Consider the following 22,946-nt stretch of genomic DNA (forward strand, 5'->3'; position numbering starts at 1 on the left):
CCTGCCGTCCTGCCGTCCTGCCGTCCTGCCGTCCTGCCCGGCAAGTATGTGTGCCCGTCGTACCTGCGTGCGGTTTTCGATCCAGTCTTTCGTATCGAGCGAGGCAGTAGCGCGCCGGATCAGGTGTGATGCCAATATTGCCCGCCCGCCCCTTGCTCCCATGACCGGTTTTCCGCCCCGCCCCGTGCAGCCGCCGCGCCCCTCGACGCTGTGCCTCATGGCTTGCTGCCTGCTCGCCCTCACCGGCTGCGCGACGGCGCCCAAACCGCCGCCGACCTCCGACGAATCCCTACCCGCGGCATTGCGCGCCAGCCAGGACGAAGTACTCCAGGAAGTCATGACCACCCACGGCGACGAAACCTACGTGTGCCGGCGCATCAGGACGAGCCCGCCCGCCTTCGGCGTGACCGCGCGGCCGGACACGCTGCCCGGCGTCGCCCGCGACGGTACGCAACTGGCCTGGGATCCTCTGGGCTCCGAAGCAATTCTCGTCGACGCCGCAGGAAAGAGCGTCGGCACCGTCGCGCCGGGCCGTTACTTCCTCTCCTACGACGGCAGCTACGTGATCGGCAATATCGTCGCCGAAAGCCAGGTTGGTGCGAATGCGCTGACCTGGGTGCGCTACACGGCCCGCTTCGTCGCCGCCCCACGCCCCGGCGAAGGCCGTTTCGCCGACGTCAGCTCGATCCAGCGCATCGACACCTCGGGCGGTTTGCCGCCACAACCGTTGTGCGAACTCGAAGGCGCGCATCTGCTCGTGCCGTACGGCGCGACGTATATGTTCTACCGCGCGAGGGGCCACGCGCCTGCTGCACTGCCTGCGAATCAGGCCTCGCGGTAACCCCCCGTTGAATGGGACCGCGGTAGCGCTGCTCAGGCGCTGACGCCGGCCGACTGCTGTACATGGGAGTCGATGATGCAATTTGGTCTGTTCATGACGCTGCCCGCGCCCGAGCCAAAGCCCGCCGCCGAGATGTACCAGCGCGCGATCGCCATGGCCGAAGCCGCCGATACGCTCGGTTTCAGCCACCTGTGGCTTGCCGAACATCACTTCACCAACTATTCGCACTCGTCGCGGCCGCTGATGCTGCTGTCCCATATCGCCGCGCGCACCCGCCATCTGCGTCTCGGCCCGGCGATCGTGCCGGTGCCGCTGCATCATCCGCTCGTGATCGCGGAAGAACTCGCCACGCTCGACGTGCTGAGCGGCGGACGCGTCGAGGCCGGCCTCGGCAGCGGCTATCAGCGCTACCAGTACGAGCGCTTCCAACTTGTCAAAGGCGCCACCTCGGCCCGCGACGACGAAGCGATCGACGTGCTATTGCAGGCCCTACGCGAACCTCTGTTCTCGCATCACGGCGAACACTTCAGCATTCCCCGCACCGGCCTCGTGCCGCAACCGCTGCAACGCGCGATGCCGGTGTGGCTGGTCGTCAATTCAAGCCGGCGCGAGTCGGTCGAACAGGCCGTGCGGCGACGCGCAAACCTCTTCACCGGCGTGCTCGAACCCATTTCGAAGCTGACCGACGTACGGCGCCACTATCCGGACCTCGCCACCGCGCTCTCGACAGTACGCATCGGCACACAGCGGCCGGTGTTCGTCGCACAAAACGAAGCGCAGGCCCGCGAGGCCGTCGAGCATGCCCGCTGGAACGGACGCGCGACGCTGCGCCTGCGTCACGATATGGGTGACGTGGTGGACGGCATGGTGCCGGCGCAGCCCCTGCCCGACGAACCCTCCGACGACGTGCTGCGCAACGATTTCCTCGTGATCGGCACCGCCGACGAATGTATCCGCCAGTTGCGCCGCATTCAAGGCGGGCTCGGTTGCGACTACTTCAGCGCAAGTTTCTGGTTCGGTTCGATGCCGCACGACATGGCGATGGAATCGATGCGCCGCTTCGCACGCGACGTGATGCCCGCATTCGCCGGCGATGCGCCTGGAGCGGGCGCGCAGCGAGCAGCGGCGGCGCGCCCGCAATGGGAAGCCACGCTAACGTGGTGAAGCGCGTGGTGAATAAGGCGCTGAACCCATTCAGCACGCATGACACGCTTGCCCGCGCGCCCCATTCGCCGCCGACACGTTCGCATCCTCGTTCCAAACTTCGGACTTGCAGCACCGCCGTGTGACGTGGCGATGAAAATTCGTCATCGTCGGCAATCAGCCGATGCGACCGTCCTCACCTGGGAGACCGCTCGTGCCATTCGGGATTCGCAACCCTTTCTCACGCGGCGCGCCGCCGGTTCAGCAACAGCAGCAACCCGCGGCCCCACAGCCGAATCAGCCGCAGGCCAATACGCCCCTGCCCGAAACGCGCGTGGTCGGCGGCCCGCTCGACAAGCTGCGCGCATTGCGCAACCATCTGCCCAGCGCGCCGGTGCAGACGCCGCTTGCAACGGGGCAGACGCGCAGTGACCCGATGCCGCAAGGCTCGCCCTTCAACGACCTGACCGGCAGCGGCGCGAGCCGCGCCTATACGCCGTTTCATACGCGCACGACGGTGCGGGCGTCGCGGCCCGCGCCGGAGATCGAGCCGAGCGCGAAGCAGATGCACACGCCGAAGCCCAACGCGAGCACTCCGCTTGGCGTCAAATCGCACAACAACACCAATGTGAAGAGCGCGGTCGGCAAGAACGAACGCGCCGCGTCGCAAGCGAGCACCGAACTGCGCAACGAGGCCGCGGCCGACGCGCATCTTGCCGCGAGCTTTCCGGCCGAACCGGGCACCCAGTTCGAAACCGACCGCAACGCGCTGCTGCACGACATCCGCGAAGCGATTCCACAAGCGCGGCGCGGCGATCCGCCGCTCGCCAAGGCGCGCTTTCTCGGTCACGCGCTGGCGGAAGCGACGGGCGGCAACGTGCAGCGCGCGAACGACGTGCTCGGCGTGCTGCAAGGCACGATCGCGCATCCCAACGCGCAGCAGGCGCGCGATGCGTTTGCCACCCGCTGCGCGATGGCGCGCTCGCAAGCCGCTTTCCACGCGCTGCGCGACGTCGAGGCGGCGCCGCCGCTGGGCGGCAATCTCCAGGCGCCCACCGAGCGCGACCGCAAGGTCCACGCGCAAGCCGACTGGCAAACCTGGCGCGCCGCGGACACACTGTTGTCGGCATGGCCGAACGGCATGGAAAAACCCGGCTCGCTGCGTGAACTCGGCGAAGCGGCCAACGCCATGCTGCCGGCCGCCGAACGCGACCCCAACACCCAGGTCGCGCAAAGCCAGCAGCAAGCCGCGATCAGCCTCGCGCTGGCGCCGCATACGCAGACCGCCAAGGCGATGCTGTGCGGCAACGCGCTGCTCGACAATCCGCGCGCGCAACCGGACACGCGTTTGCGTTCGGCGTACCTGGCGCATCGCAACGGGATCGCCGAAGCCGATGTCGGCCAGGTGCAGAACCGGATGTTCTCGGTGGTCAAGCACGCGCAGCGCAATGCCACCTCGGCACGCACCGGTTCGTGGATGAACCGCACGGCGCAGCGCTTTCGCAGCGGCGTCAAGCAGAGCTTCGGCCACGAGAAGGACCCGATCTCGGCGCTCGGCATGGGTACTGCCGGCGGACTGATGGACCATCCGGACAAGGACTTCAGCACGCTGCAATCCATCGATACGGTGGTCGATGCGCTAAATACGCAGGTGGTGAACGGGCAGCAACGGCGGCGCGGCGAAGCGCCGAACAATGCGACGATGAACGCCGCCGTGCGCGCCGCCGCGCTGCGCAACTGGAAGGCGAGCATCGGCACCAAGGGCTGGTTGCGCGACGACACCAAATTCGGCCGTCTGCAGCGAAACCAGATTGCGCGCGACGTTGCCGGCGCGCTGAACGTCGACAGGAACACGGTGCGCGACAGCCCGGCGTTCCGCGATCTGCCGAACATGAACGCCGAGACGCTGCGCGCCTGGGCCACCGAATCGGGCGCGGACATGAATGCGCCGATCGGCGCGACCGGCCGCACGCTCGGCGAAAATCTCGACCGTATGCAGGCGATCCGCCAGGATCCAGTGGCGACGCCGGCCACGCCGCAAGGCAATATCGATTCGTTGTGCCATCTGGTCGAAAACGTGCCGAAAACGTGGAGCGTGCAGATGTCGAGCGGCGGCGTGTATGGGCTGGACGCGAACATCTCCGAGAATATCGCGACCGCGCTCGGGCTCGTCGGCGCGCCGAGCGCGTCGGTGGCGCCGGACGTGCGCTATCTGAAAGGCCGTCACGCGCTACTCGAAGTCGGCTCCACCTCGCATCACGGCGAGATGTTCATCGGCACCGACAACCGCAAGTCCGCCCACCTGGGTGTGGGCGGCTTCATCGGCTGGTCGCTCGCCGGCGGCAAGGCGATGGCAAGCGGCTACGGGTCCGTGATCGGCGGACGCGACACCAGCAATCCCCGCGGCGTGGTGATCCGCACGCCGTTCGACCAGACCGGCAGCAACGACCCCGAGGCGTGGCGCGGCAAGATGACCGACGTGGTGCGCACGCTCGGCGGAGCCGGTCCCGGAGGACAACTGCCGCGCACCAAGGACGAAATGTGGAACGGCATGGCGGACAAGTTCTTTGCCGATCCTGACGTGTCGATCGGCTGGGTCGACAACAAGAGCCGTTCGAATTACGGCTCGGTTGCCGTGACGGGTGGCGCGCGTTACGTGAGCCCGGCCAACGTCAAGTTCGGGCCGCTCGTCACGGCCGAGGCCGTGCTCAGTTCGAGCAAGGCACATGCGACGGATCAGAGCGGCGCGCGCAACGTCGACAAATCGAGCAGCGGGCATCGCTTCGCGGTCAACGGCAGCGCCACGCTGGTGGCGAGCCCGCCGCCCGCGCCGATCGGCAACGTCGGGCCGTTCAACTCACTGTCGTTTTCGAGCGCGCCGCTGGTGGGCTTCGGCACGACCCTGATGCAGACCGGCACCGGTTCGACGCTGCGGCTCTATGAAGAAAGCGGCGACATCGTGCCCGAGCGCACCTATCGCGATACCGAGTTCACGAGCGTCGGCAACTACCTGCAATACATCGACAGTCGCAATGATGAATGGACTCATTCGATGAACGGCGACCAGGCGGCGTTGAACCTGTACCAGACCAAGGTCAAGCTCAACGCGACTCGCGGCAATCAGTACTACGGCGAGCGGCAGCGCATCGTGCCGCAGGCGGCCGCCGAGATCAACGCGTATCGCGGCACGCTGCGCATGTACGAGCAGGGCGGCCGCACGCCGAGCGCCGACGAGCAGAGGGAGATGCTGCGGATTCGCGGCGAGATCGCGCGTCTGCTCGAGTCGCCGGCAAGCTGGACGAATCACGTGCTGTACAGCTACGAGTCGAATTCGGCCTCGCGCACGTCGGGGCTTTCGTATGTCGGCACCGCGCAGGCGGTCAAGCAGGTTAGTGCGCAGCGGGAACTGAGCTATCTGTCGGCTCAGGTTTGATCGAGGCGCGCCGCGCCTTCGAGCACGGCACGCACCCGCTCACCCATCCCGTCGAAGCGGGCGCGTTGCAGGCGCGCATAGTCGCCGTATGCGCCCAGCAACGCGCCGCGCACACCTTCATCCCGCAGCGATGCAATGGCCGCGAGCGCGGCCTGCGCGCCGCCGACGTCATCGCAGGCCGCGCTCCATCGCGCGCAACCCGCCTCGCTCAGCAAGCGCTCGATGCGCGCGTCCATCGACAGCCCGAACACCGGCACGCCATGCGAGATCGCGAGCACTGCCGCGTGATAGCGTGTCGTCACCACACATGCGGCATGCGCGACCGTGGCGGCCACTTCGTCGAGCGTCTGCGGGCCGCGCGCGACGATCTCGATCGGGAACGGCACACGGGCCGCCAGATCGGCGCAGGCGCCGCGATCGAGTTGCTCCATGCCCACCAGCACCGGCGTGTACCCCTGCTCCCTCAAGCCGACAGCAATCCGCGCGAATCGATCCAGATAGGCGTGATAGGCCTCGGCGCGCGACGCGTCCCAGCAGTGGAAATGCAACGGCCCATAGCGCAGCGGCGATACTTCGCCACGCGCGTCGAGCTCACGCGCTCGCGCCGCGTCGGCGTGCACCGGCCACCAGAACGGATTGTTGGGACAGAGCACCGCGCGCCGTGGGCCGTGCGGCCCATCGTGAGCCCCACCGCGCACTGCGGAGTGTGCCCGATAGGTCCACGCGGTATCGGCGCCCGCTTGCGCGCTCACACCGAGCGACGCGAGTTGCGCGCGCGCCGCGTCGTTGCGGCAAATGACTTCTCCGGCCTGCGCGTGGCGTTCGACAAAGCGCGTGAGCGCTGCGCTCATCGTGCCGCTATCGACACCGTACGCAATCGCCGCCCGCCCGTGCGCATGCGCGAGCGCGATTCCGCCGATCAGCACGCCCGCCAACGAGTCGGAAAACTTCGACGTGTAGGTCGAACCCTCCACGTTCAGCACGAGATCGGCGTCGCGCACGGCGGCGTCGAGCGCATCGGGCAGATACGGCAGCGCGGGCATGAGACGCGGCGTGCCGGCAAGCAGCGGATGATCGAAGCAGTCGCCCAGCGCGAACAGCGTGATACGGGGCTCGCGCGGCGCGAGCAGACGACGCAACTGCGCGATCGTCTCGATCGTGCGTAGATCGGCACCGGTATTGCCCGCGCCGCTGTAGCCGAGCAACAGCACGCGCGGCGTGTCGCGCGATGTGTTGCGCGGCGCGTTCCGATTTTCGCCGGGATCGCTGCGCACGGGCGCACGCCGCGCCGCGTCGATGCGTCGCCCCATGTCGTCGAGAAATACCTCGTCTGGCGCGGGAGCGTCCGCATATCGGTTCAGCGCGGCGAGCGACCGCTGCAATGGGCTGTCGGCAAGGTCCCAATCCATCATGCCGCACCTAACGCTTGAGCAAGTTGCTGCATTTGCAGCGCACCGGAGTACGGATCGACCGCCACTTCGACGATCGTCACGCCGGCGTGATCACGCGCCTCTGCGAGCGCCTCGTCCAGCGTGTCTCGCGTCTCGACACGGCGATGCGCCAGCCCGAACGCCTGCGCCAGTGCGCCGATATTGAGCTGGTAAGGATTGCGGATCGTGCGCCGATAAGCCGGTGCTCGCGAGATCGGCAAGAAGTCGAAGATCGCGCCTCCGCCGTTGTCGAGCACGCATAGGCAGGCCGGCGTACTCACACGTTGCGCGCTCGCCAGCGAGGAGAGATCGTGAATCAACGCCTGATCGCCGAGCAGCAACAGACCCGCATCGCGGCGCGCGAGCGCTTCGCCGATGAACGTCGCCAGCGTGCCGTCAATGCCGCTCACGCCGCGGTTCACATAGATAGTCTGGCGCGCGGCACGCACGTCGTAGCCGATATCGGCGTGACGCATCGACATGGAATTGCCGAGATGGACGAAGGCAAAGCCGGGCACAGCCAGCACGCGATGAACCGCCGACACTTCACCCCAGGGGAGCGCCGCAACGCACGCGCGCCGTTCGCGTGCACCGTAGGCGGCAACGCTCGCCCAGCGGTCACGCCAGGAAAAGGCGACGGGCGCGGCAGGCTTCGCCGCTGTGTTGGGACTGGCACTGGCACTGGTACTGGCAGTCCGATGTAACGGCACGGGCACGGCCTCGCACAACGCCGCAGCCATCTCATCCAGTGTCGCTGGCGAAGCGGCGACCACCACATCGCGCGGATCCAGCGCCGGGTGCAGATAGTCATGCGCGACACGACAAGGCGCGATCTTGATGGTGGGCACGTCGGCATGCGTTTCGAGGTACGCGTGCAGCACCGGCATGACCGGCGCGAGGCCGAAGCGCACGATCAGTTCCGCGCGCGCCGACGCGAGCCGCGCCGCGCCGCCGAACACATCGAATGCGTTGACGATCAATGCGCCCGCCGCGCCGTGCGCAGCCGCTTGCGGCGCCAATGCAAACGGCCCCGAGCGCAGCCCGCTGCCCGCATCGGCAAGCACGGGAAAACCACTCGCCGCGGCCAGCGCGAAGATCGCCTCGGGTGGCACGCCCGGTTCCGGGCCGACCACGATCAACCCGTCGAGACCGTCACTGAGCGGTCGGCTGCCGCGCCTCGCGAGCACACGCGCCATGACGCGTTCGACGATCAGCGTGGCAGACCTGTCGGATAAGCGGGAGTCGGCGTATAGAGACGCGCTGCGATCTTGCGAAGCAGTGGGCGCACATGCGCCGCTGTCGGCCTCGGTCCGTGCGGCTCGTGCCGCGCGGACCGTCCCGAGCGACACCGGCTGCGTTTCGAGTGCGTCGTAGACACCGGCCAGCGGAACGTTCAGATGCACTGGACCACGCGTTGGCCGCATCGACGATGGATGCGCGTCGGCGCGTGACAGGCTGTCGCCGAGATCGGGCACGCCCTCGAACATGGCGGCCAGCACGACCGCGATCTCGCCGCGCGCTCGCTCCACGGCTCGTGCGGAGTCCTCGGGATCGGCCAGGTCCGCCTGTGCGCGCACGAACGCGCGGGTCGCACCGAGATGGTCCGCCGTCTGTCCAAAGCCAGCGCCGCGCAGCCCACGCGGCCGATCGCACGTCAGTACGACAAGCGCCACACCGCAGGCGTCCGCTTCGGTCAAGGCCGGCAAGACATTGGCAACCGCCGAGCCGGACGTCGTGACGATCGCGACCGGTGCGCCGCTCGCTTTCGCGATCCCAAGTGCGACGAACGCGCCGCTGCGCTCGTCCGTACTGATCATCTCGACGGCGATTCGTGGATGCGCGTCGAGGGCAAGACACATCGCGCTCGCGCGGCCACCGGGACACAACACCGCATGACGCACACCGGCCGCGCTCAACATCTCGACGATGAACTCCACCCATACCGTGTTGAGTGATTCACCGCGCGCCGCGGTGGCGGGAACGGCGCTCATCACGCCAACGCTTGCGAAGTGTCCGCCACCGGCGTAATCGCGATCGTGCGCGGCTGCGCAGCGTTCGCCCCTTGCTCCGCCGCAATCAGCCGCTCCATCACGCGTCGTGCGCGAATCGCGCCAGCGTCGATGGGCAGCAGCGCCGGCTGCATCGCCCAGAAGTCGTTGTCGCCGAGATTCTTCTGCTGCGCTTCGAGCATCGGCAAGTCTTCGCACTCGAACGGCTTCATCAGACCTTCGACGGCATAGCGCACCAGCCCGCGCGCCGCGTCGCCCATCTCACTGGGCAGACCGAACGCGAAGAAATAGTGTGTCGTGCACTCGGTTTCCGGCGTCAGCCAATGCGCGGACGGCGCGATCAGCCCCGCTTCGCGCGGCATGCCCGCCGCCGTTACGCCGACCACGATGGAGAGCAATCCGGGAGGCGTCCAGCGCACATCCATCCAGCGATCCACCCGCGTGCCGGGTGGAATCCCGAAGCCTTGCGCGACGAACGGCTGCAGCGCTTCGTCGTAAGTGCTGCGGCGAACCCAGACCGTATCTCCGAGACTGCCCGACTGCACGTCGCCGCGTGCAATTGCCTCGCTGCCGAGCGTATCGGGATGGAGGAACTGGAAGTGGCTCAGATCGAGCAGGTTATCGGCGCTCAGTTGATAGTGGGCGCGCGTATGCAGATAACCGTCGTGCGTGACGTTGGTCGCGGGATCCACGAAAGGAAACGACGGCACCAACGCCGCGTCGGCGCGGGCGGGGTCGCCCGGCCAGAACCAGATGGCGCCGTAACGTTCGATCGACGGGTACGCACGCACCTTCGCGCCCGCCGGCACGCGGCCGTCGCCGTGCGGATTGTGCACGCACTGCCCGCTCGCGTTAAAGCGCAGACCGTGATACGGACATTCGAGCACGCCGTCGACGATACGGCCTTTCGAGAGCGGCGCGAAGCGATGCGCGCAGCGATCGTCGAGCGCGATGGCACGCTGTCCGGCATCGCGATACAGCACGACCGGCCGCCCGAGCAGCGTGCGCGTGAGCGGCAGGTCGGCGCGAACCTCGTGCGCAAAAGCGGCGACATGCCAGGCGTTTAACAGAAAGGACATGAGACCACTCGCAATGGAATCGGCAGAGGAAAAACACGGCGCGGTGCCGCATTGGGCGGCCGCCTCATGCGAGTGTAATTAGCCCGGTCATCCCACAGATTCAACAAAGCTCAGGCAAATGCGAAGCCGCATTCACAAAATGCGCATTCGAGATGCTCAACAAAGATAAATACGGCTTGCGAACCTGAAAGGTGCTGCGAACCTTGCTTCGCATGCGATTCCCGGCGGCCCGGGTCTCTTTTACCCGTTAAGGCAAACGATAAGGTAATTGATGCCGAATTCGCATTTAGCCATGCATCTCCCGGCTAATAGCCGCGATCTGTCCGGTTATTGACCGGATTGAAACGATGCGAAACAAATTTCGAATCTTTCATGCTGCTTCAGTGCATGTTAGGGCGAAACAATTCGTTACAGCCCTGATATTTTAAGGACCGTAATTTTCGGGACAAGCAACGCGGTTTGGGAAGCAAACTTATGCATCAATCCCCGGAGGGCATGTTGAAATTCGCCGTGATGACTACCAGCAGCAGCCTGTTCAATCTGATTTGCCAATGCTTTCGCGACGATACGATCGAATGCTGCCGCTTCCTCGATGACGTCGCGCTCTCACGGGCGATCTATCGGGAGGACTATCACGCCATTCTTGTGGACGCGGCAACGGGAATCGACGCGACGCGCGCGGTCTTCGCACGGCGAGCCTGCTATGGCGACCGCCGCGCGCCGTTGATCGTGATCGGCGCGTTTGCCGATCGCGACAGCATCGAGCGCGCTTTCGAAGTCGGCGCCGACGACGTCGTGCTCTCACCGATCGACCAGGGAGAACTCGAAGTACGCACCTACCAGGCATTGCGCCGCTTTCAGTCGCCGCCGCCGTTGCAATCCGAAGATCGGGCCGAACTCGGCCCTTACCGGCTGGACCGGCGTACCGGCACGGTGCTGGTGGACGAACGCGAAATCCGCCTGACGGTTCGCGAGTTCGCCATCGCCTGGCTGCTGTTCTCGCGCGCGGGTGAATACGTGAGCCGCCGGCAGATTGCCGGTGCGATCTGGAGCAGTACGGAAGATATCGTCGGACGCACGCTCGAACAGCACATCTACAAACTGCGCAAGAAGCTGGGGCTGAACGGCGCGTCAGGCGTTCAGCTACGCACGATGTATGCACACGGATATCGCGTCGAGTTGTGCGACGGCAAGCAGGATGCCGATGCCATCATGCCGGTGATCAGCGAGGCCGAGCGGGCCGTCGATGCGATCGAGGCGATCACAGAAGTCGTCGATATCGCTCGCGACGAAGCGAACAGACAAGGCATCCGGCAAACCGCGCGCGTTTCCCGAACGCTCGATGTCCACGAAAAAGACAGTGAAGCCGCTCGCAGCGCGCAACCGTGGGCTCAGTATGCCGCCATGTGGCACAGCGGCACCGCGCATATCGTGAACCCGGTTGTGGGCATCGGCACGCGCGGTGCCGAATCGTCGGTAAGCGAGGCTTCGTCGGCCTTGACGTCGTTCCCGATTCCCGCCGCGCTGCTGGGCAGCAACGGGCGGCGGCGCTAATGCACAGGCAACGCGACGCACACCACCGCTGAGGAAAGCGGGTGTGTCAATCGCAAGTGGGGGCACCTACGACGTCGAACTTGACGCCGCACGTGCCCCCGCGTTCAGCAGCGGCCTTCCGTTTACAGATCCAGCACTCGCGGCGACAACAGAAAGACGCGTTCCATATGCGAGCGCTCATCGTTGTTGTAGCGGAACAGTGCGCCGATCAGCGGAATCTTCGATAAGCCCGGCACGCCGGTCACGCCGTTCGAGTTGTTGTCCACGCTATAGCCGGCGATCAACAGGCTCTCGCCCTGGCCGACAAAGGCCTGCGTATTGATCTCGCTGCTGGTGATGACCGGAATGTTGTCGACCTGCTGGCCGGTGAGCTGACCGTCTTCGATATGCACTTCGAGCTTGATGCGCATCTGGCCGTCCTCCTGCACGACCATCGGCAGCACACGCAGCGAGACGCCGGTCGACACGCTGTACAGATCCGCCGACGTATAACCGGACACACGCACGAAGAACTTGGTCTTGTTGTCCATTACGGCTTCGACGTTGTCGAGCGTGGCGACCTTCGGCGACGCATCGATCTTTGCCTTCGAGGTGGTCTGCAACGCGTTGACGCGCGCCATCAGATAACGCCCCGCATCGCCGAGCACGGCGGTAATCGAGGCGCCGACCGGTGTCGCTGAGACCACCGTGGTGCCGTCGGCGAGTGTCGTGGTGCCGAAGTTCGGGTTGATCGAGCCGTTCGCGTAGCTGTTCTGCTGATACGTTCCGGTACCGGTCTGGAAGTCGAGATGACTGTTATGCGCGCGCCAGTCCACGCCGATTTGCGCGAGCACGTCGTCGTCGATTTCTATGATGTGCGCTTCGATCTCGATCAGCTTGGGCCGCGTGTCGAGCTGATCGATCAGCGAAGCGTACTGGTCGATGCGCTGCGGCGTATCGCGGATCAGCACCGAGTTGGTGGTCGGATCGGGCTGCATGATCGGCAAGGTCAGATCGCCGCCGCTCGGCGGGCTCGCCTGCGAAGCACCAGGCGCATTCGCGTAGCCGACGTTGCCGGTGCTGCCGTAGTTGGACGGCTGCGCATTACCGACCAGCCCGCCGAGCGCCCCACCCTGGCCGTCGGCCATATTGGGCGGCAACGGCGGGTTCAGCTGGCCGCCGCCGCTATTGCCTCCGCCCACGTCGTTCATGGCCGGCACGCGCTGCATGTTCGGCGCTACCGAGGTCTGCGACTGACCGCCGCCCTTCTCCTGCCTGGCGTGATACATGTTCGACAGCACGGTGGCCACACCCGGCACGGTGATCGTGTTGCCGTCGATCTGCACCTTGTGATCGGCGGCCCATGCGTGCTTGAGCTTGAACACGCGAATCACCGAGCCGCTGCGGCGGCTCGCATTGTCGTCGAGGCGTTTTGCGATCTCGCTCACCATCTGCACATACTGCGGCGGACCGTTGACGATCGCCGTGCCCGCGCTCTCGTCGTAGACGACCGGGAAGCGCGCGTCGTCGACACTCATGGTATGCAACGCTGCTCGCAGATCGGAAGCGGATGCGTGATCGAGCTTGATCACCTGGTGGGTGACGTCGTTGGCGCTGCTGATCGACAGCACGCTGCCGTCATAGAACCAGACGAAACCGAACGTCGACGCCAGCGTGTCGAGAAAGCGCTGCGGCGACATGTCGAAGCGGCCCGTCACCGCGCCCTGAACATTGCCCGCGATCGACGCGGCCACGCCCTGGCTCGCGGTGAAATCGCGCAGCACGTCTTTGAGATCCTTGCCTTCGACGGCGATATGCACCGTCGTACCGCGCCACCGCACGGGCGCCGCACTGGCGGGTTGCAGCGTGCTCAACGTGAGGGACGCCGCGAGCCACGCGGCGCAGAACAGCGTCTTCGATTTCATGGAGTCGACTGTGTGAGGGTGATGGAAAAAACCGCGAGCGCCGCAGCGCAACCGGAGCAGCAACCCGAGCCGCAAGCGCGACGGCGCTATCGCTCGAGCGTCTCGGACGGCGCTTCATGAAACTGCTTGCGATAACCGTTGACGAGCGTCGAGCGGTTTTGCACGCCCCATTTACTCGCGGCGCCCAACACGCCGCGATCGCTCGAATACGACCGGTCGGTGAGTTCCGCGCGAATCCGCTCCATGCGTTGACGCCGGATCAGTTCGGTCGGCGACAGGCCGAGGAAATTCTTGAACGCGCTTTGCAACGCGCGCTCGGTCACGCCGATCTCGGCCGCTACTTCCCGAACCGACAGATCACGCCGGTCGAGGTTGTCGAGCACGTAGCTGTATGCGCGGCGATACTTGGCCGGCAGACGCGCGCCGACATCGTCGAGCTGGGGCGAGGCCTTCGCGCCGCGCTGCAGGAACGGCGCGCGCGTTTGCGAATCTTCGCGCAGGCATTGCATGGCCACGAGCGCATAGCGGCTATAGAGTTGCAGCGACTCCTGCGCGCGGCCTTCGGCCTGGCGCGTTTTGGCGCTGCAGTAGAGATATTCGAGTTGACGGTGGCCGGTGGTGCCGTTGCGGCCGATCTGATGCAGCGGTTCGAGAATCGAGCAGGCCAGATGAGGCGCCGCGCCCGCCAGCGTCGCCAGCGCGATTTCAAGGCGCAGCGTGCGCTGATAGTCGCCGATTCCCTGCTCGCGCGACCAGTGCAGATGCTGCTGCAATGCGCCGATCGCGTCACGATCCGCGCAGGCGGCCAGACGCAGTTGCTGCAGGTAGTCGATGCGCGCGCGCAGCAGCGGCGAGCGTACGCCGAACACCGCGCGCGCGAGACTGTCCACGCTTGCATCGGCACCCCGGCCCGGCCGCGGCACGCGTTCGCTCGACAAGCCCGATTGCCAGTAGACATGATCGCGCAACGCCGTCGCGTTACGCACTTCCATCTGCACGGCGAGGTCGAAGCGCAGCGTGCCGAGCAACGCGTGCCAATGACCCGCTGCATCGTCGAGATCGCGCTCCACCCGTTCAACGAGATCGTCGATGGCGTCGGCGGCTTCGCTCGTGCGGCCCAGTTCGTAGAGCACGCAGACAATGCCGAAGTGCGCTTCCACGGCGCGCGCCGGTTCGATGCCGGGCTCATCGGCCACACGTGAAAAGCACGCCAGCGCTGTGCCGAGGCGATGCCGGAAAAACGCCTGCCAGGCGGCGTTGCGGCACGACGCGGTACGAATGGCATGCTTGGACGAGCGACTCAGCTTTTGCGAACGACGGTAGTTCTCCTCGGCCTCGACTTCGATGCCGAGCATCAGTTGCATGTCGGCGTGCAGTTGCAGCGCATGCGGGGCGAATTCGGCGTGACCCGCTTCGTCGGCCCAGCGACTCGCGAGCTGGCTCGCGGCGTTCAGCTTGCCGTCGAGCAACGTCTCGAGAAAACGGCTGGACAATGCCGGGTGAGCAGACGGTGCGGGCGTCGCGAGCGCGGATACCACGGGGAAGTAAAGCATCGAGAACATGGACGACTCCTCTGAGTGCGGGAACGCGTCGCAAGCGACATGCGCGATGCGTCGAGTGGAGTCAATGTAGCGAGCCGCCTGAAGCGAAGTTTCAATTAATCTGATATTTGCGGCGCATTTGAGAAGGTTTGAGTTTTGCATCGATGCGGCCGCGCAGCCCCGTTTCGCCACGTATTCTCAACACAAGCTCAAGGCTTACCTGACGGCGTCGCAAGGTTCGGCGTGCCCGATGCGTTCGGTGCGTTCGGTGTCGCCGAAGGGGCCGGCGTTTTCGTCATTTCGTTCAGTACGCGAAACTGCGCTTCGAGACCGCGCAAGGTCACCTGATCGCGCACCTGGTCGACAAAGATGCCGACGAATAGCGCCAGCATCAACACCGTCACCGCGCCCTTGACCGGCTGACTGAGTGTCATCAGATCGAGCTTCGAGGCGGACTTCGCGGCAAAGCCGAAGGCGAAATCGACCAGCAGCAGAATGAACATCATCGGCGCGGCGAGCTTGGCAATGGTTTGCATCAGCGTGTCGGTCTGCGTGAGCACGAACGATTCGAGTATGTTCGATACGTTCGGCCCCGCCGACACGATCGGCCACCAGTGATACGACTCGTACAGCGTGCCGAGCAGAAAGGTCATGCCGCCGAGCGCCCAGAACGCGACGGCGGCGATCTGTCCGAGCAGCGTGGCGGTCGGCGTCGATTGCTCCTGACGGGTGGGATTGGTGATCTGCACGTTGTTATAGCCGGTCAGGTCGTCGATATAGGTGCCCGCGCCCTCCGCGACCCAGAACACGACCGAGGCCGCAAAGCCGATCACGAGTCCGATCAGCGCTTCACGCAACCCCACTTCCAGCAGCATGACGCCGTGCAGCGATTGCATGAACGCGACGGGCTGACCGTAAGCGACATAGGCGCTGAACAGCACGACCACGGCATTGCGCACCACGCCTTGCAGCAAACCGTCCGCGGTCGGCGGGAAGATGAACATCACGATGAACAGGCGCAGCGAGCACACGCCGATCAACGTGATGTAGCCGACGAGCAGCGTGCCGAGTTGCGGCAGCGCGGAAAAGATGTCGTTCATGGGTGCGCTCCGCGCGCCTGAAAACGTCGCGCCAGCGCGGTTTCTTCAGCCTCCTCGTCGCTCGCGTCGCTGGCGGCATTGTCCTGAACGCGGCGAATCTCGCGAATCCGCTCGCCGCATAAATCGATGCGGCCTTGATTCAGCGCGATGTCGCGTTGCGTCTGCGCGATCGCGGCGCTATTGCTCTTTACCGCGGCTTCGGCCTGCGCGAGTTCCGTTTCGAGTAGGCGCAACCGGTCGCTCACCACGCCGATATACAAACGGCAGTTGTTCAGATCGTCGAGCGAGAACGGCTCGCTGCCCGTCATCATGCCGTCCATGCGATGCTGGTAGAACTGCAGCACGCCGGCCTCGTGCGCGTGTCGCTCGGCCTTGGCATCACGCGCGGCTTCGAGTTGAAGTTGCACATTGCGCTGCGCCGCAAGCGTCGCGCGCAAGGTTTCGTCCAGACGCCGGCGCCGCGTGCACGATCGCTCGAGCGCGACGATGCGCCGCTGCTGCATGCCCATCGATCCTGCGGCCATCAGCCGAGCCCGCTCAATTCGTACAGCAGCGCTTCGGTGTCGCCCGGCGCGGCGTAGTCGTCGGTGCGCTGCGACAGAAACGCCCTGATCGCATCGGCCTTGCCGATGGCTTCGTCGGCGAGCGGATTGGAGCCGGGCTGATACTCGCCGATCTGCAACAGCATCTCCACCTCGCGATGCTTCGCCATCAGTTCGCGAATCCGTGCCGCAGCCTGCACGTAGCCGTCCGGCACGACCTGCGGCATGACGCGCGACAAACTGCCGAGCACGTCGATCGCGGGGTACTGGTTCTTCGCCGCGATCTCGCGCGACAGAATCATATGGCCGTCGAGAATGCCGCGCACTTCTTCGGCGATCGGATCGCTGCCGCTGTCGTCTTCGGCGAGCACCGTGTAGAGCGCGGTGATCGAGCCGGTCTCGCCCATCCCCGCGCGTTCCAGCAAGCGCGGCAATTCGGCGAAGATGGACGGCGGGAAGCCGCGTCTTGCGGGCGGCTCGCCGGCCGCGAGACCGATCTCGCGGCCGGCGCGCGCGAAGCGCGTCAGCGAATCCATCATCAGCAGCACGCGCTGACCGCGGTCACGAAAGTACTCGGCAATCGCGGTCGCGACGTAGGCTGCTTTGGCGCGCTCCATCGACGAACGATCCGAGGTCGCGCATACCACGACCGAGCGCGCCATGCCCTCGGGTCCGAGAATCAGCTCGACGAACTCGCGCACTTCGCGACCGCGCTCGCCGATCAGCGCGATCACGTTGACGTCGCACGAAGCGCCGCGCGCGAACATGCCGAGCAAGGTGCTCTTGCCGACGCCGGCCGGCGCGAAAATGCCCATACGCTGGCCCTCGGCGAGCGTCATCATCGCGTCGACGGCGCGCACGCCGGTCGGCAACGGCGCCTCGATCATGCGGCGGCTCATCGGATCGGGGGGCGCCGCGAAAATCGGCCGCAGCGTGTCGGAATGAATCGGGGGGCCGCCATCCACGGGTTCGCCGAGACTGTCGATCACGCGGCCGAGCAACATGTCGCCGACTTTCACCGCGAGCGAGCGGCCGAGACCGATTACCTGAGTTGAGCGCGAAATGTTTTCGAGGCGCGAGAACGGCGAGAGCAGCGCGACCTCGCGTGTGAAGCCGATCACCTCGGCATGCTGAAGCAACGTGCCGTTCGGCGCGCGCAATTCGCACAACTCGCCGAGCGACAGATCGAGACCGGCCACCTTGATCAGCGTGCCGATCACCTCCAGTACTTTGCCGGTGCGCGTCACGCCCGGAACAGCAAGAATCTCGCGTTCGATCTCGTCGGTAAGCCGGTCGAAATCGATCGTCCGGGTGAACCACGGCGTGCTCATGCCGCTTCCCCGTCAGCGCGACTCTCGTAGTCGTCGGCGTCGTTATCCGCATCGACGCGCGCCCGCTCTTCACCTTGCGCATCGGCTTCTTCGACCGAGCGTTTCAGCGCACGCGACACGGCGCTGCGCATGGCGCGCAATTGCGTATCGAGGCTCGCGTCGACGGTGCCGAAGTCGGACTCGCACACGCAACTGCCGGGCTCGAGCCGCTTGTCCGCCATCACCGAAAGCGGTATGGGCTGACCGAGATCGCGCCAGCGCGAGGCAAGCCGGTCGAAGGTGGCCTTGGCCTCGGCATAGTCGTCGGGGTGGACCGCGACACGCAGGTAGGTCGCGCCTTCCACGATGCGGTCGACGGTGGCGAGCGCGCGCTCGAACAATGCCTCGTGCCGCTCCACGCGCACGATCTGCTCGACCGCCGACGCGACGATCTGCGCGAGCCGCTCGCGCATGCGGATCTGCAACTGGCTCTGCGCGTCCGCGACGTCGGCGAGACGCTGCATCCAGTCGGCGAGCGCGCGGTCGCAGCCGTCGCGATAGCCCTGCTCGCTGGCGGTGTCGTATTCGCGCTGCGCCTGTTCGGCGATGGCTGCGGCCCGCGCATGCCCCGCGTCGACGATGCTCGCCGCCTCCTCGCGCGCGCTCGCAAGCAGCGCATCGCGATCGGCGGCGAGCGCCGCATACGCCGCATCGATCGAGACCAGTTCGCCGAAGGTCGCACGGGGAATCACATCGGCGGCCGCGCCGACCCGGGCTGACGAACCACAGACGTCGATATCGCCCAGGGCGGAGCGCGCGTGCTTCAACCAAATAGCCATGCAAACTCCGGTAGCAGATCGGATAGACGCGCGAATAACCTTGCGGAACCGGGCGCGTCGAGCTCGTCGGGCACGCACGCGAGCCATGCCGGCGTGAGCAGCGCGCGCGGCAACGCGAGCCTCAGCAAGGGAAACGCCACACGCATGCTGTCGTTCGCACTGCCTGCACCGTTTGCTGCGTTGACCCGGCCCAGGTCACGCAGGAGCAACGCACAGCCTTCCGCCGCCAGCGTGCCGGCATCCAGTGCCGTCAACGGCGGCATCGCCGCCCGCGCGGCCAATCGTGCGATATCGGGCGCATCGGCGAGATGGGCGTCCTGAGTGAGGCGGTCGATGCCCACACCCGTCCATTCCGAGAGTTGCGATCGCGTGCGCTTGTCGATCAAACGGCGGACCTCGGCGCGCCGGAACGACAATGCGCGCATGCGCAGAACCCGGAGTGCGTGACCGACCGGCAGCACGTCGAGCAGCACCGCATTGGGCTGAGCCGTGCCCGCAGGCGAGGGCTTCAGCGCGGCATGAGTCAGCGAGGCGAACGCAGGCGGCCTGACGCCGGCGGCATCGGCGAGGGCATGGGAACAGGCTTCGACGGCTGCTGCGCCGGCACGCTCGAGCGCGCCCTGCCAGTGTTGCAACTGCACCGCATTGGCGCCGAGCAAGGCGGCGCTCCAGGACGGATCGGCCCAGCGCGCCACGCTCGCAAGGTTGCGGCGATAGCAGTCGAGCGCCGCGGCCACCCGCATGAAAGGCAAATCGGTCGGGGCGTTCATCGCAGCCGCTTCGCCGGATCAGTTCGCGGGGCGCAGACGGCGCAAACGCGCGAGCAATCCAGCCATGCGGCCGCTCGCGGGCTCGCCCGTTGCATGCCCCCCCGTCGCAGCACCGCCCGTTTTGCCGCCCGTTTCGCCGCCCGTCCTACCGCCCGGCCGCCCCGCCAGTACGCCACGGCGCGCGAGCACCAGCAGCGCGGTCGCGACGAGCACGACCACGCCGGCGAGCACACCCATCAGCCACGCGGGCATGCCATTGCTCTGCGGCAGTTGCGAGTATTCGACCGGGTCCGCCGCGACCGCCGTCACGCTGACCTGATCGTAGGTGAGCCCTTCCACGCTATGCATGACGAGCGTCTTGATCTGCGGCACCAGCGCGCCAATGTCCGAGTCACGCCGATATTTGATGAACACCGCCGCCGACGAAGGCTTGATGGTCTGCGCCAGCGGGTCGTTGTTCGGCAACACGATCTGCACGCGTGCGACCAGCACGCCGTCGATCTTCGACAAGGTCGACGACAGCTCCTGCGAGGTGCCGTAGATAAAGCGCACGCGCTCCTCGGTCGGCGTCGACACCAGACCGTCTTTCTTGAACAGCGCGCCGAGATCGTCGAACTTGTTGTGCGGCAGACCGCGCGCGCGCAGCACTTCCATCGCACGCACCATCTGCGCGTCGTCGACGTCGAGCGACCAGGTCTTGCCCGCATCCGACGTATCTTTCGACGCATCCACGCCGCGCTCCAGCAGCGCGACCACCATCTCGTTGACGTCCTGCTCGGACAGGTTGCCGTACAGCTCTTTCTTGCAGCCGCTCAGCAGCACGCATAACGCGAGCACGCAGACGAACGGTGTGGCGCGGCGGCGAATCGGCAGGCGGTCGAACATGGTGGCGGCGTCTCGCATCGAGTGCTCAGGGTTCGCGCAGGCGCTGCGCCACCGGCGGGGTGGCGTGCGCAGGTGCGCTACTGGTTCTTCATCAGCGTTTCGATCGCCGACTTCGACGAATCCACCACGCCCATCTTCGCTTCCAGGTCGAGTTGCGTGCTGGCGAGTTCGAGCGTCATGCGGATCGTGCCGGCGCTCATCTCGTTCATGGTCATGGTCGGCGCCTGCTGGGCGAGTTGCAGCGCATCGTTGACGGTGTGCTGCAACTCGGCGTCCTGCGACGCCACCAGCTTCGAGGCGACCGCGGTGCCGTCCTGCTGCGGCGTGGCGGGCGCGCTCATCGGCGCCTTCTGCATCAGCGACTGGAACTTGTCGGCCAGTTCGGGCGTGCTCTGCGCGGCCGGCGCGGCGCCCGCGCCTTGCGACATCTGCTCGAGCGAGGCCTGCAAGGCGGTCGTGGTGGCATTGACAGTCATGTGCGGCTCCGGAAACAGGTGGAAAAACCAGTCGCGGCTTGGCGGCGAAAATCAGGCGCGCAGGAAGGACTGGTGCGCGTAATCGGCAGTGACCGGCGCGGGCGAGACCGGCGCGGACTGAGCGCCCGGCTGGACTTCGGACTCGACATGCCCGGTCGTTTGCGCGTCGAACTCCGCCAGCGCCTCCACGGATTTCGGCGTGACGAACTGGCCGCCGGCGCGCTTCACCTTCATTGCGTTAAGCAGGTCTTCGCGCGCTTCGAGCGCGCGAACCAGCGATTGCGTGTCGCGTGTCGGATTGTTTTCCATGGCTTCGCTCGCGCATTGCTTCCAGTCGGGGTCGCCCTTCGCGGAGAGACAGAACGCGAGCAGCGCCTTGGCGTAGCCGAAGCGCGGCGCGTTCTCGCCGACCTGGCGCAGCACGTGGATAGCGTCGTCCCAGTGGCCGCGCACCATATGCAAAATGCCGTCGAGCGTGTCGATCTCGGCAACCCGCGGACGCAGCACACGCAGCGCGTCGAGCACGAGTTCGATGTCGTACGGGTCGGCCGACACCTTCGGGAAATTGCTGAGCAACGCGGTCGACACGGTTTCGATCAGGCCGCCGACGACATCGGGGCTGCAGTTCAGATATTCCGGCGTGCTGACGGTCATGGCGAGGGGCTCCTGACAGAAGCGTTGAGGCCGACCGGGCCGTTTGCAGCCGGTCGGAAGGGATGACGCAAACATAGCAACCGGCACGCGGCGGCAAGCCGCTGGATGCGAAGTGAGCGCATGCGATGCGAAGCCGAACGCCCGCTTCGTAATGCGCGCGCCCGCTTCGCTTCGACGGGCTCGCGCGAAGACAGCGGGCGCTATCGTCAGGCGGAATAAGCGGCGCCTGCCTCGCGCTCGATGCGTGAACCCGCCGCCTGCCCCGCCCGCCCACGCCCTTCTTCCCATTGCGCCCGAGCCGACATGAGCGACGAAAAGACCGAAGAGCCAACCCAGAAAAAGCTGCGGGACGCGCGCAAGGACGGTCAGGTGTCCCGCAGCAGCGACTTGACCGATTCGATCTCGATGTCGGCGGTCGTGTTGTTGCTGATGGCCGGCGCGAGCCACTTCAGCGATGCGATGCGCGAAGCGGTGCTGATCGCCACGGGCTTCGTGAACGGCGATCATTCTCTGACCAATCTGCAGACGCAGTTCTACAGGATCGGCGGCCTCGCGCTGTCGGCGATCGTGCCGTGCATCTGCATTGCGGCGCTCGCCGCGATCGCCGGTTCGATCGGCCAGGTCGGCATGCAGATCGCCACCAAACCGATCACGCCCGATCCGAAGGCCGTCAGCCCGATGGCGGGCCTCAAGCGGATTTTCTCGGTTCGCACGCTGATCGAGTGCGCGAAGATGATCGTCAAGGCGGTGATCGTGTTCTGCGTGATGTGGCAAACCATCAAGTGGCTTTTTCCACTGATCGTCGGCTCGCTGTATCAGCCCCTGCCGGAACTCGCGCGCATGTTCTGGGACCTGCTGATCAAACTCTTCATGGTGGCCGCGGCCGTATTCGTGCTGGTCGGCGCCGCCGACGTCAAGCTGCAAAGCTTCATGTTCCTCAAGAAGATGAAGATGTCGAAAGACGAGGTCAAACGCGAGCACAAGAATCAGGAAGGCGATCCGCGCATCAAGGGCGAACGGCGGCGCCTCGCGCGCGAAATGCTGAATGCGCCGCCGCAATCGAAAGTCGGCATGGCCAACATGATGGTGGTCAATCCCACTCACTATTCGGTGGCCGTGCGCTACGCGCCCGACGAACATCCGCTGCCGCGCGTGATCGCCAAAGGCATGGACGAGCACGCCGCCGAGTTGCGCCGTGCGGCTCGCGACGCGGGCGTGCCGATCATCGGCAATCCGCCTGTTGCGCGGGCGCTGTACAAGGTCGGCGTCGATCAGCCGATTCCCGAAGAATTGTTCGAGACGGTCGCGGCGATTCTGCGCTGGGTCGATGCGATCGGCGCGCGCCGCGCGTCGGGCGAGCCGGCCGTTGACGCCGCAGCGCCTGCCGATCCCTCCGCAACGCACCTGCCCGGTCCGCCGCCCGCCCTCCACTGACG

Annotated in this window: 18 protein-coding genes; 5 read left to right on the forward strand and 13 right to left on the reverse strand. The window is 66.0% G+C overall.

Features of this window, described 5'->3' with window-relative positions:
* Positions 1–217: 217 nt before the first annotated feature.
* The 3 genes from P0D68_RS34640 to P0D68_RS34650 all read left to right on the forward strand — a co-directional run bounded on the left by P0D68_RS34640 (position 218) and on the right by P0D68_RS34650 (position 5,417).
* On the forward strand, positions 218–841 hold the full coding sequence (locus P0D68_RS34640) for a DUF3455 domain-containing protein (RefSeq protein ID WP_408300492.1): 624 nt from the start codon (positions 218–220) through the stop codon (positions 839–841).
* A gap of 72 nt (positions 842–913) precedes the next feature.
* Positions 914–2,005 (forward strand): LLM class flavin-dependent oxidoreductase, encoded by a 1,092-nt coding sequence (locus P0D68_RS34645; RefSeq protein ID WP_408300490.1) that lies wholly within the window; start codon positions 914–916, stop codon positions 2,003–2,005.
* Between the two features lie 193 nt (positions 2,006–2,198).
* Positions 2,199–5,417: a hypothetical protein gene (locus P0D68_RS34650; protein ID WP_408300488.1), complete on the forward strand. Its 3,219-nt coding sequence runs from the start codon at positions 2,199–2,201 to the stop codon at positions 5,415–5,417.
* On the opposite strand, the gene P0D68_RS34655 is transcribed toward P0D68_RS34650, so the two are convergent.
* From P0D68_RS34655 to P0D68_RS34665, 3 genes are read right to left on the reverse strand one after another with little or no spacing between them, the layout of a single operon-like run.
* Positions 5,408–6,829: a polysaccharide pyruvyl transferase family protein gene (locus tag P0D68_RS34655; RefSeq protein ID WP_408300486.1), complete on the reverse strand. Its 1,422-nt coding sequence runs from the start codon at positions 6,827–6,829 to the stop codon at positions 5,408–5,410. The two genes, P0D68_RS34650 and P0D68_RS34655, sit on opposite strands and share 10 nt — an antisense overlap.
* Positions 6,826–8,838 (reverse strand): thiamine pyrophosphate-binding protein, encoded by a 2,013-nt coding sequence (locus P0D68_RS34660; RefSeq protein WP_408300484.1) that lies wholly within the window; start codon positions 8,836–8,838, stop codon positions 6,826–6,828. The genes P0D68_RS34655 and P0D68_RS34660 overlap by 4 nt, the downstream gene beginning before the upstream one ends.
* Positions 8,838–9,935, reverse strand: a complete 1,098-nt coding sequence (locus tag P0D68_RS34665; RefSeq protein ID WP_408300482.1) for an aromatic ring-hydroxylating dioxygenase subunit alpha — start codon at positions 9,933–9,935, stop codon at positions 8,838–8,840. Before P0D68_RS34665 ends, P0D68_RS34660 begins: the two co-directional genes overlap by 1 nt.
* A gap of 495 nt (positions 9,936–10,430) precedes the next feature.
* Between P0D68_RS34665 and P0D68_RS34670 the strand changes: the two genes are divergently transcribed.
* Positions 10,431–11,489 (forward strand): response regulator transcription factor, encoded by a 1,059-nt coding sequence (locus P0D68_RS34670; protein ID WP_408300480.1) that lies wholly within the window; start codon positions 10,431–10,433, stop codon positions 11,487–11,489.
* Positions 11,490–11,611: 122 nt separating this feature from the next.
* On the opposite strand, the gene sctC is transcribed toward P0D68_RS34670, so the two are convergent.
* The 10 genes from sctC to P0D68_RS34720 form a co-directional block, all read right to left on the reverse strand.
* Positions 11,612–13,393, reverse strand: a complete 1,782-nt coding sequence (sctC, locus tag P0D68_RS34675) for a type III secretion system outer membrane ring subunit SctC (protein WP_408300478.1) — start codon at positions 13,391–13,393, stop codon at positions 11,612–11,614.
* An 86-nt stretch (positions 13,394–13,479) separates the two neighbouring features.
* Positions 13,480–14,955 carry a helix-turn-helix transcriptional regulator gene (locus P0D68_RS34680; RefSeq protein WP_408185811.1) on the reverse strand — a complete coding sequence of 492 codons (1,476 nt, stop codon included), beginning with the start codon at positions 14,953–14,955 and terminating at the stop codon, positions 13,480–13,482.
* A 188-nt stretch (positions 14,956–15,143) separates the two neighbouring features.
* Complete coding sequence (gene sctT, locus P0D68_RS34685) at positions 15,144–16,034, reverse strand: type III secretion system export apparatus subunit SctT (protein ID WP_408300475.1); 891 nt, start codon at positions 16,032–16,034, stop codon at positions 15,144–15,146.
* Positions 16,031–16,558: a type III secretion protein HrpB7 gene (locus tag P0D68_RS34690; protein WP_408468821.1), complete on the reverse strand. Its 528-nt coding sequence runs from the start codon at positions 16,556–16,558 to the stop codon at positions 16,031–16,033. The genes sctT and P0D68_RS34690 overlap by 4 nt, the downstream gene beginning before the upstream one ends.
* On the reverse strand, positions 16,558–17,907 hold the full coding sequence (gene sctN, locus P0D68_RS34695) for a type III secretion system ATPase SctN (protein ID WP_408185809.1): 1,350 nt from the start codon (positions 17,905–17,907) through the stop codon (positions 16,558–16,560). Before sctN ends, P0D68_RS34690 begins: the two co-directional genes overlap by 1 nt.
* A complete protein-coding gene (gene sctL, locus P0D68_RS34700) occupies positions 17,904–18,725 on the reverse strand; it encodes a type III secretion system stator protein SctL (protein ID WP_091792706.1) in 822 nt (273 codons plus the stop codon). Before sctL ends, sctN begins: the two co-directional genes overlap by 4 nt.
* Positions 18,710–19,495, reverse strand: coding sequence for a type III secretion protein HrpB4 (locus tag P0D68_RS34705; protein WP_408300470.1), 786 nt, complete (start codon positions 19,493–19,495; stop codon positions 18,710–18,712). Before P0D68_RS34705 ends, sctL begins: the two co-directional genes overlap by 16 nt.
* An 18-nt stretch (positions 19,496–19,513) precedes the next feature.
* Complete coding sequence (sctJ, locus tag P0D68_RS34710; RefSeq protein ID WP_408185842.1) at positions 19,514–20,380, reverse strand: type III secretion system inner membrane ring lipoprotein SctJ; 867 nt, start codon at positions 20,378–20,380, stop codon at positions 19,514–19,516.
* A gap of 77 nt (positions 20,381–20,457) precedes the next feature.
* Complete coding sequence (locus P0D68_RS34715; protein ID WP_408185807.1) at positions 20,458–20,856, reverse strand: type III secretion protein HrpB2; 399 nt, start codon at positions 20,854–20,856, stop codon at positions 20,458–20,460.
* Between the two features lie 51 nt (positions 20,857–20,907).
* Positions 20,908–21,510, reverse strand: coding sequence for an HrpB1 family type III secretion system apparatus protein (locus P0D68_RS34720; RefSeq protein WP_408185806.1), 603 nt, complete (start codon positions 21,508–21,510; stop codon positions 20,908–20,910).
* 303 nt (positions 21,511–21,813) lie between these two features.
* Here P0D68_RS34720 and sctU point away from each other — a divergent pair, with 303 nt between their 5' ends.
* Positions 21,814–22,944 (forward strand): type III secretion system export apparatus subunit SctU, encoded by a 1,131-nt coding sequence (gene sctU, locus P0D68_RS34725; protein ID WP_091792702.1) that lies wholly within the window; start codon positions 21,814–21,816, stop codon positions 22,942–22,944.
* Positions 22,945–22,946 lie beyond the last annotated feature (2 nt).

Origin of the sequence: Paraburkholderia sp. RL17-380-BIE-A, assembly GCF_046028085.1 — a bacterium.
GTDB lineage: Bacteria > Pseudomonadota > Gammaproteobacteria > Burkholderiales > Burkholderiaceae > Paraburkholderia.

What these genes read in the sequence shown, in the direction of transcription:
- P0D68_RS34640 (WP_408300492.1), top strand. Translation starts at nt 218, where the DNA reads ATGGCTTGCTGCCTGCTCGCCCTCACCGGCTGCGCGACGGCGCCCAAA.
- sctU (WP_091792702.1), top strand. Translation starts at nt 21,814, where the DNA reads ATGAGCGACGAAAAGACCGAAGAGCCAACCCAGAAAAAGCTGCGGGAC.
- sctN (WP_408185809.1), bottom strand. Translation starts at nt 17,907, where the DNA reads ATGAGCACGCCGTGGTTCACCCGGACGATCGATTTCGACCGGCTTACC.
- P0D68_RS34680 (WP_408185811.1), bottom strand. Translation starts at nt 14,955, where the DNA reads ATGTTCTCGATGCTTTACTTCCCCGTGGTATCCGCGCTCGCGACGCCC.
- P0D68_RS34705 (WP_408300470.1), bottom strand. Translation starts at nt 19,495, where the DNA reads ATGAACGCCCCGACCGATTTGCCTTTCATGCGGGTGGCCGCGGCGCTC.
- sctC (WP_408300478.1), bottom strand. Translation starts at nt 13,393, where the DNA reads ATGAAATCGAAGACGCTGTTCTGCGCCGCGTGGCTCGCGGCGTCCCTC.
- P0D68_RS34715 (WP_408185807.1), bottom strand. Translation starts at nt 20,856, where the DNA reads ATGACTGTCAATGCCACCACGACCGCCTTGCAGGCCTCGCTCGAGCAG.
- P0D68_RS34720 (WP_408185806.1), bottom strand. Translation starts at nt 21,510, where the DNA reads ATGACCGTCAGCACGCCGGAATATCTGAACTGCAGCCCCGATGTCGTC.
- P0D68_RS34665 (WP_408300482.1), bottom strand. Translation starts at nt 9,935, where the DNA reads ATGTCCTTTCTGTTAAACGCCTGGCATGTCGCCGCTTTTGCGCACGAG.
- P0D68_RS34645 (WP_408300490.1), top strand. Translation starts at nt 914, where the DNA reads ATGATGCAATTTGGTCTGTTCATGACGCTGCCCGCGCCCGAGCCAAAG.
- P0D68_RS34660 (WP_408300484.1), bottom strand. Translation starts at nt 8,838, where the DNA reads ATGAGCGCCGTTCCCGCCACCGCGGCGCGCGGTGAATCACTCAACACG.
- P0D68_RS34690 (WP_408468821.1), bottom strand. Translation starts at nt 16,558, where the DNA reads ATGGCCGCAGGATCGATGGGCATGCAGCAGCGGCGCATCGTCGCGCTC.
- sctL (WP_091792706.1), bottom strand. Translation starts at nt 18,725, where the DNA reads ATGGCTATTTGGTTGAAGCACGCGCGCTCCGCCCTGGGCGATATCGAC.
- P0D68_RS34655 (WP_408300486.1), bottom strand. Translation starts at nt 6,829, where the DNA reads ATGATGGATTGGGACCTTGCCGACAGCCCATTGCAGCGGTCGCTCGCC.
- sctT (WP_408300475.1), bottom strand. Translation starts at nt 16,034, where the DNA reads ATGAACGACATCTTTTCCGCGCTGCCGCAACTCGGCACGCTGCTCGTC.
- sctJ (WP_408185842.1), bottom strand. Translation starts at nt 20,380, where the DNA reads ATGTTCGACCGCCTGCCGATTCGCCGCCGCGCCACACCGTTCGTCTGC.
- P0D68_RS34670 (WP_408300480.1), top strand. Translation starts at nt 10,431, where the DNA reads ATGTTGAAATTCGCCGTGATGACTACCAGCAGCAGCCTGTTCAATCTG.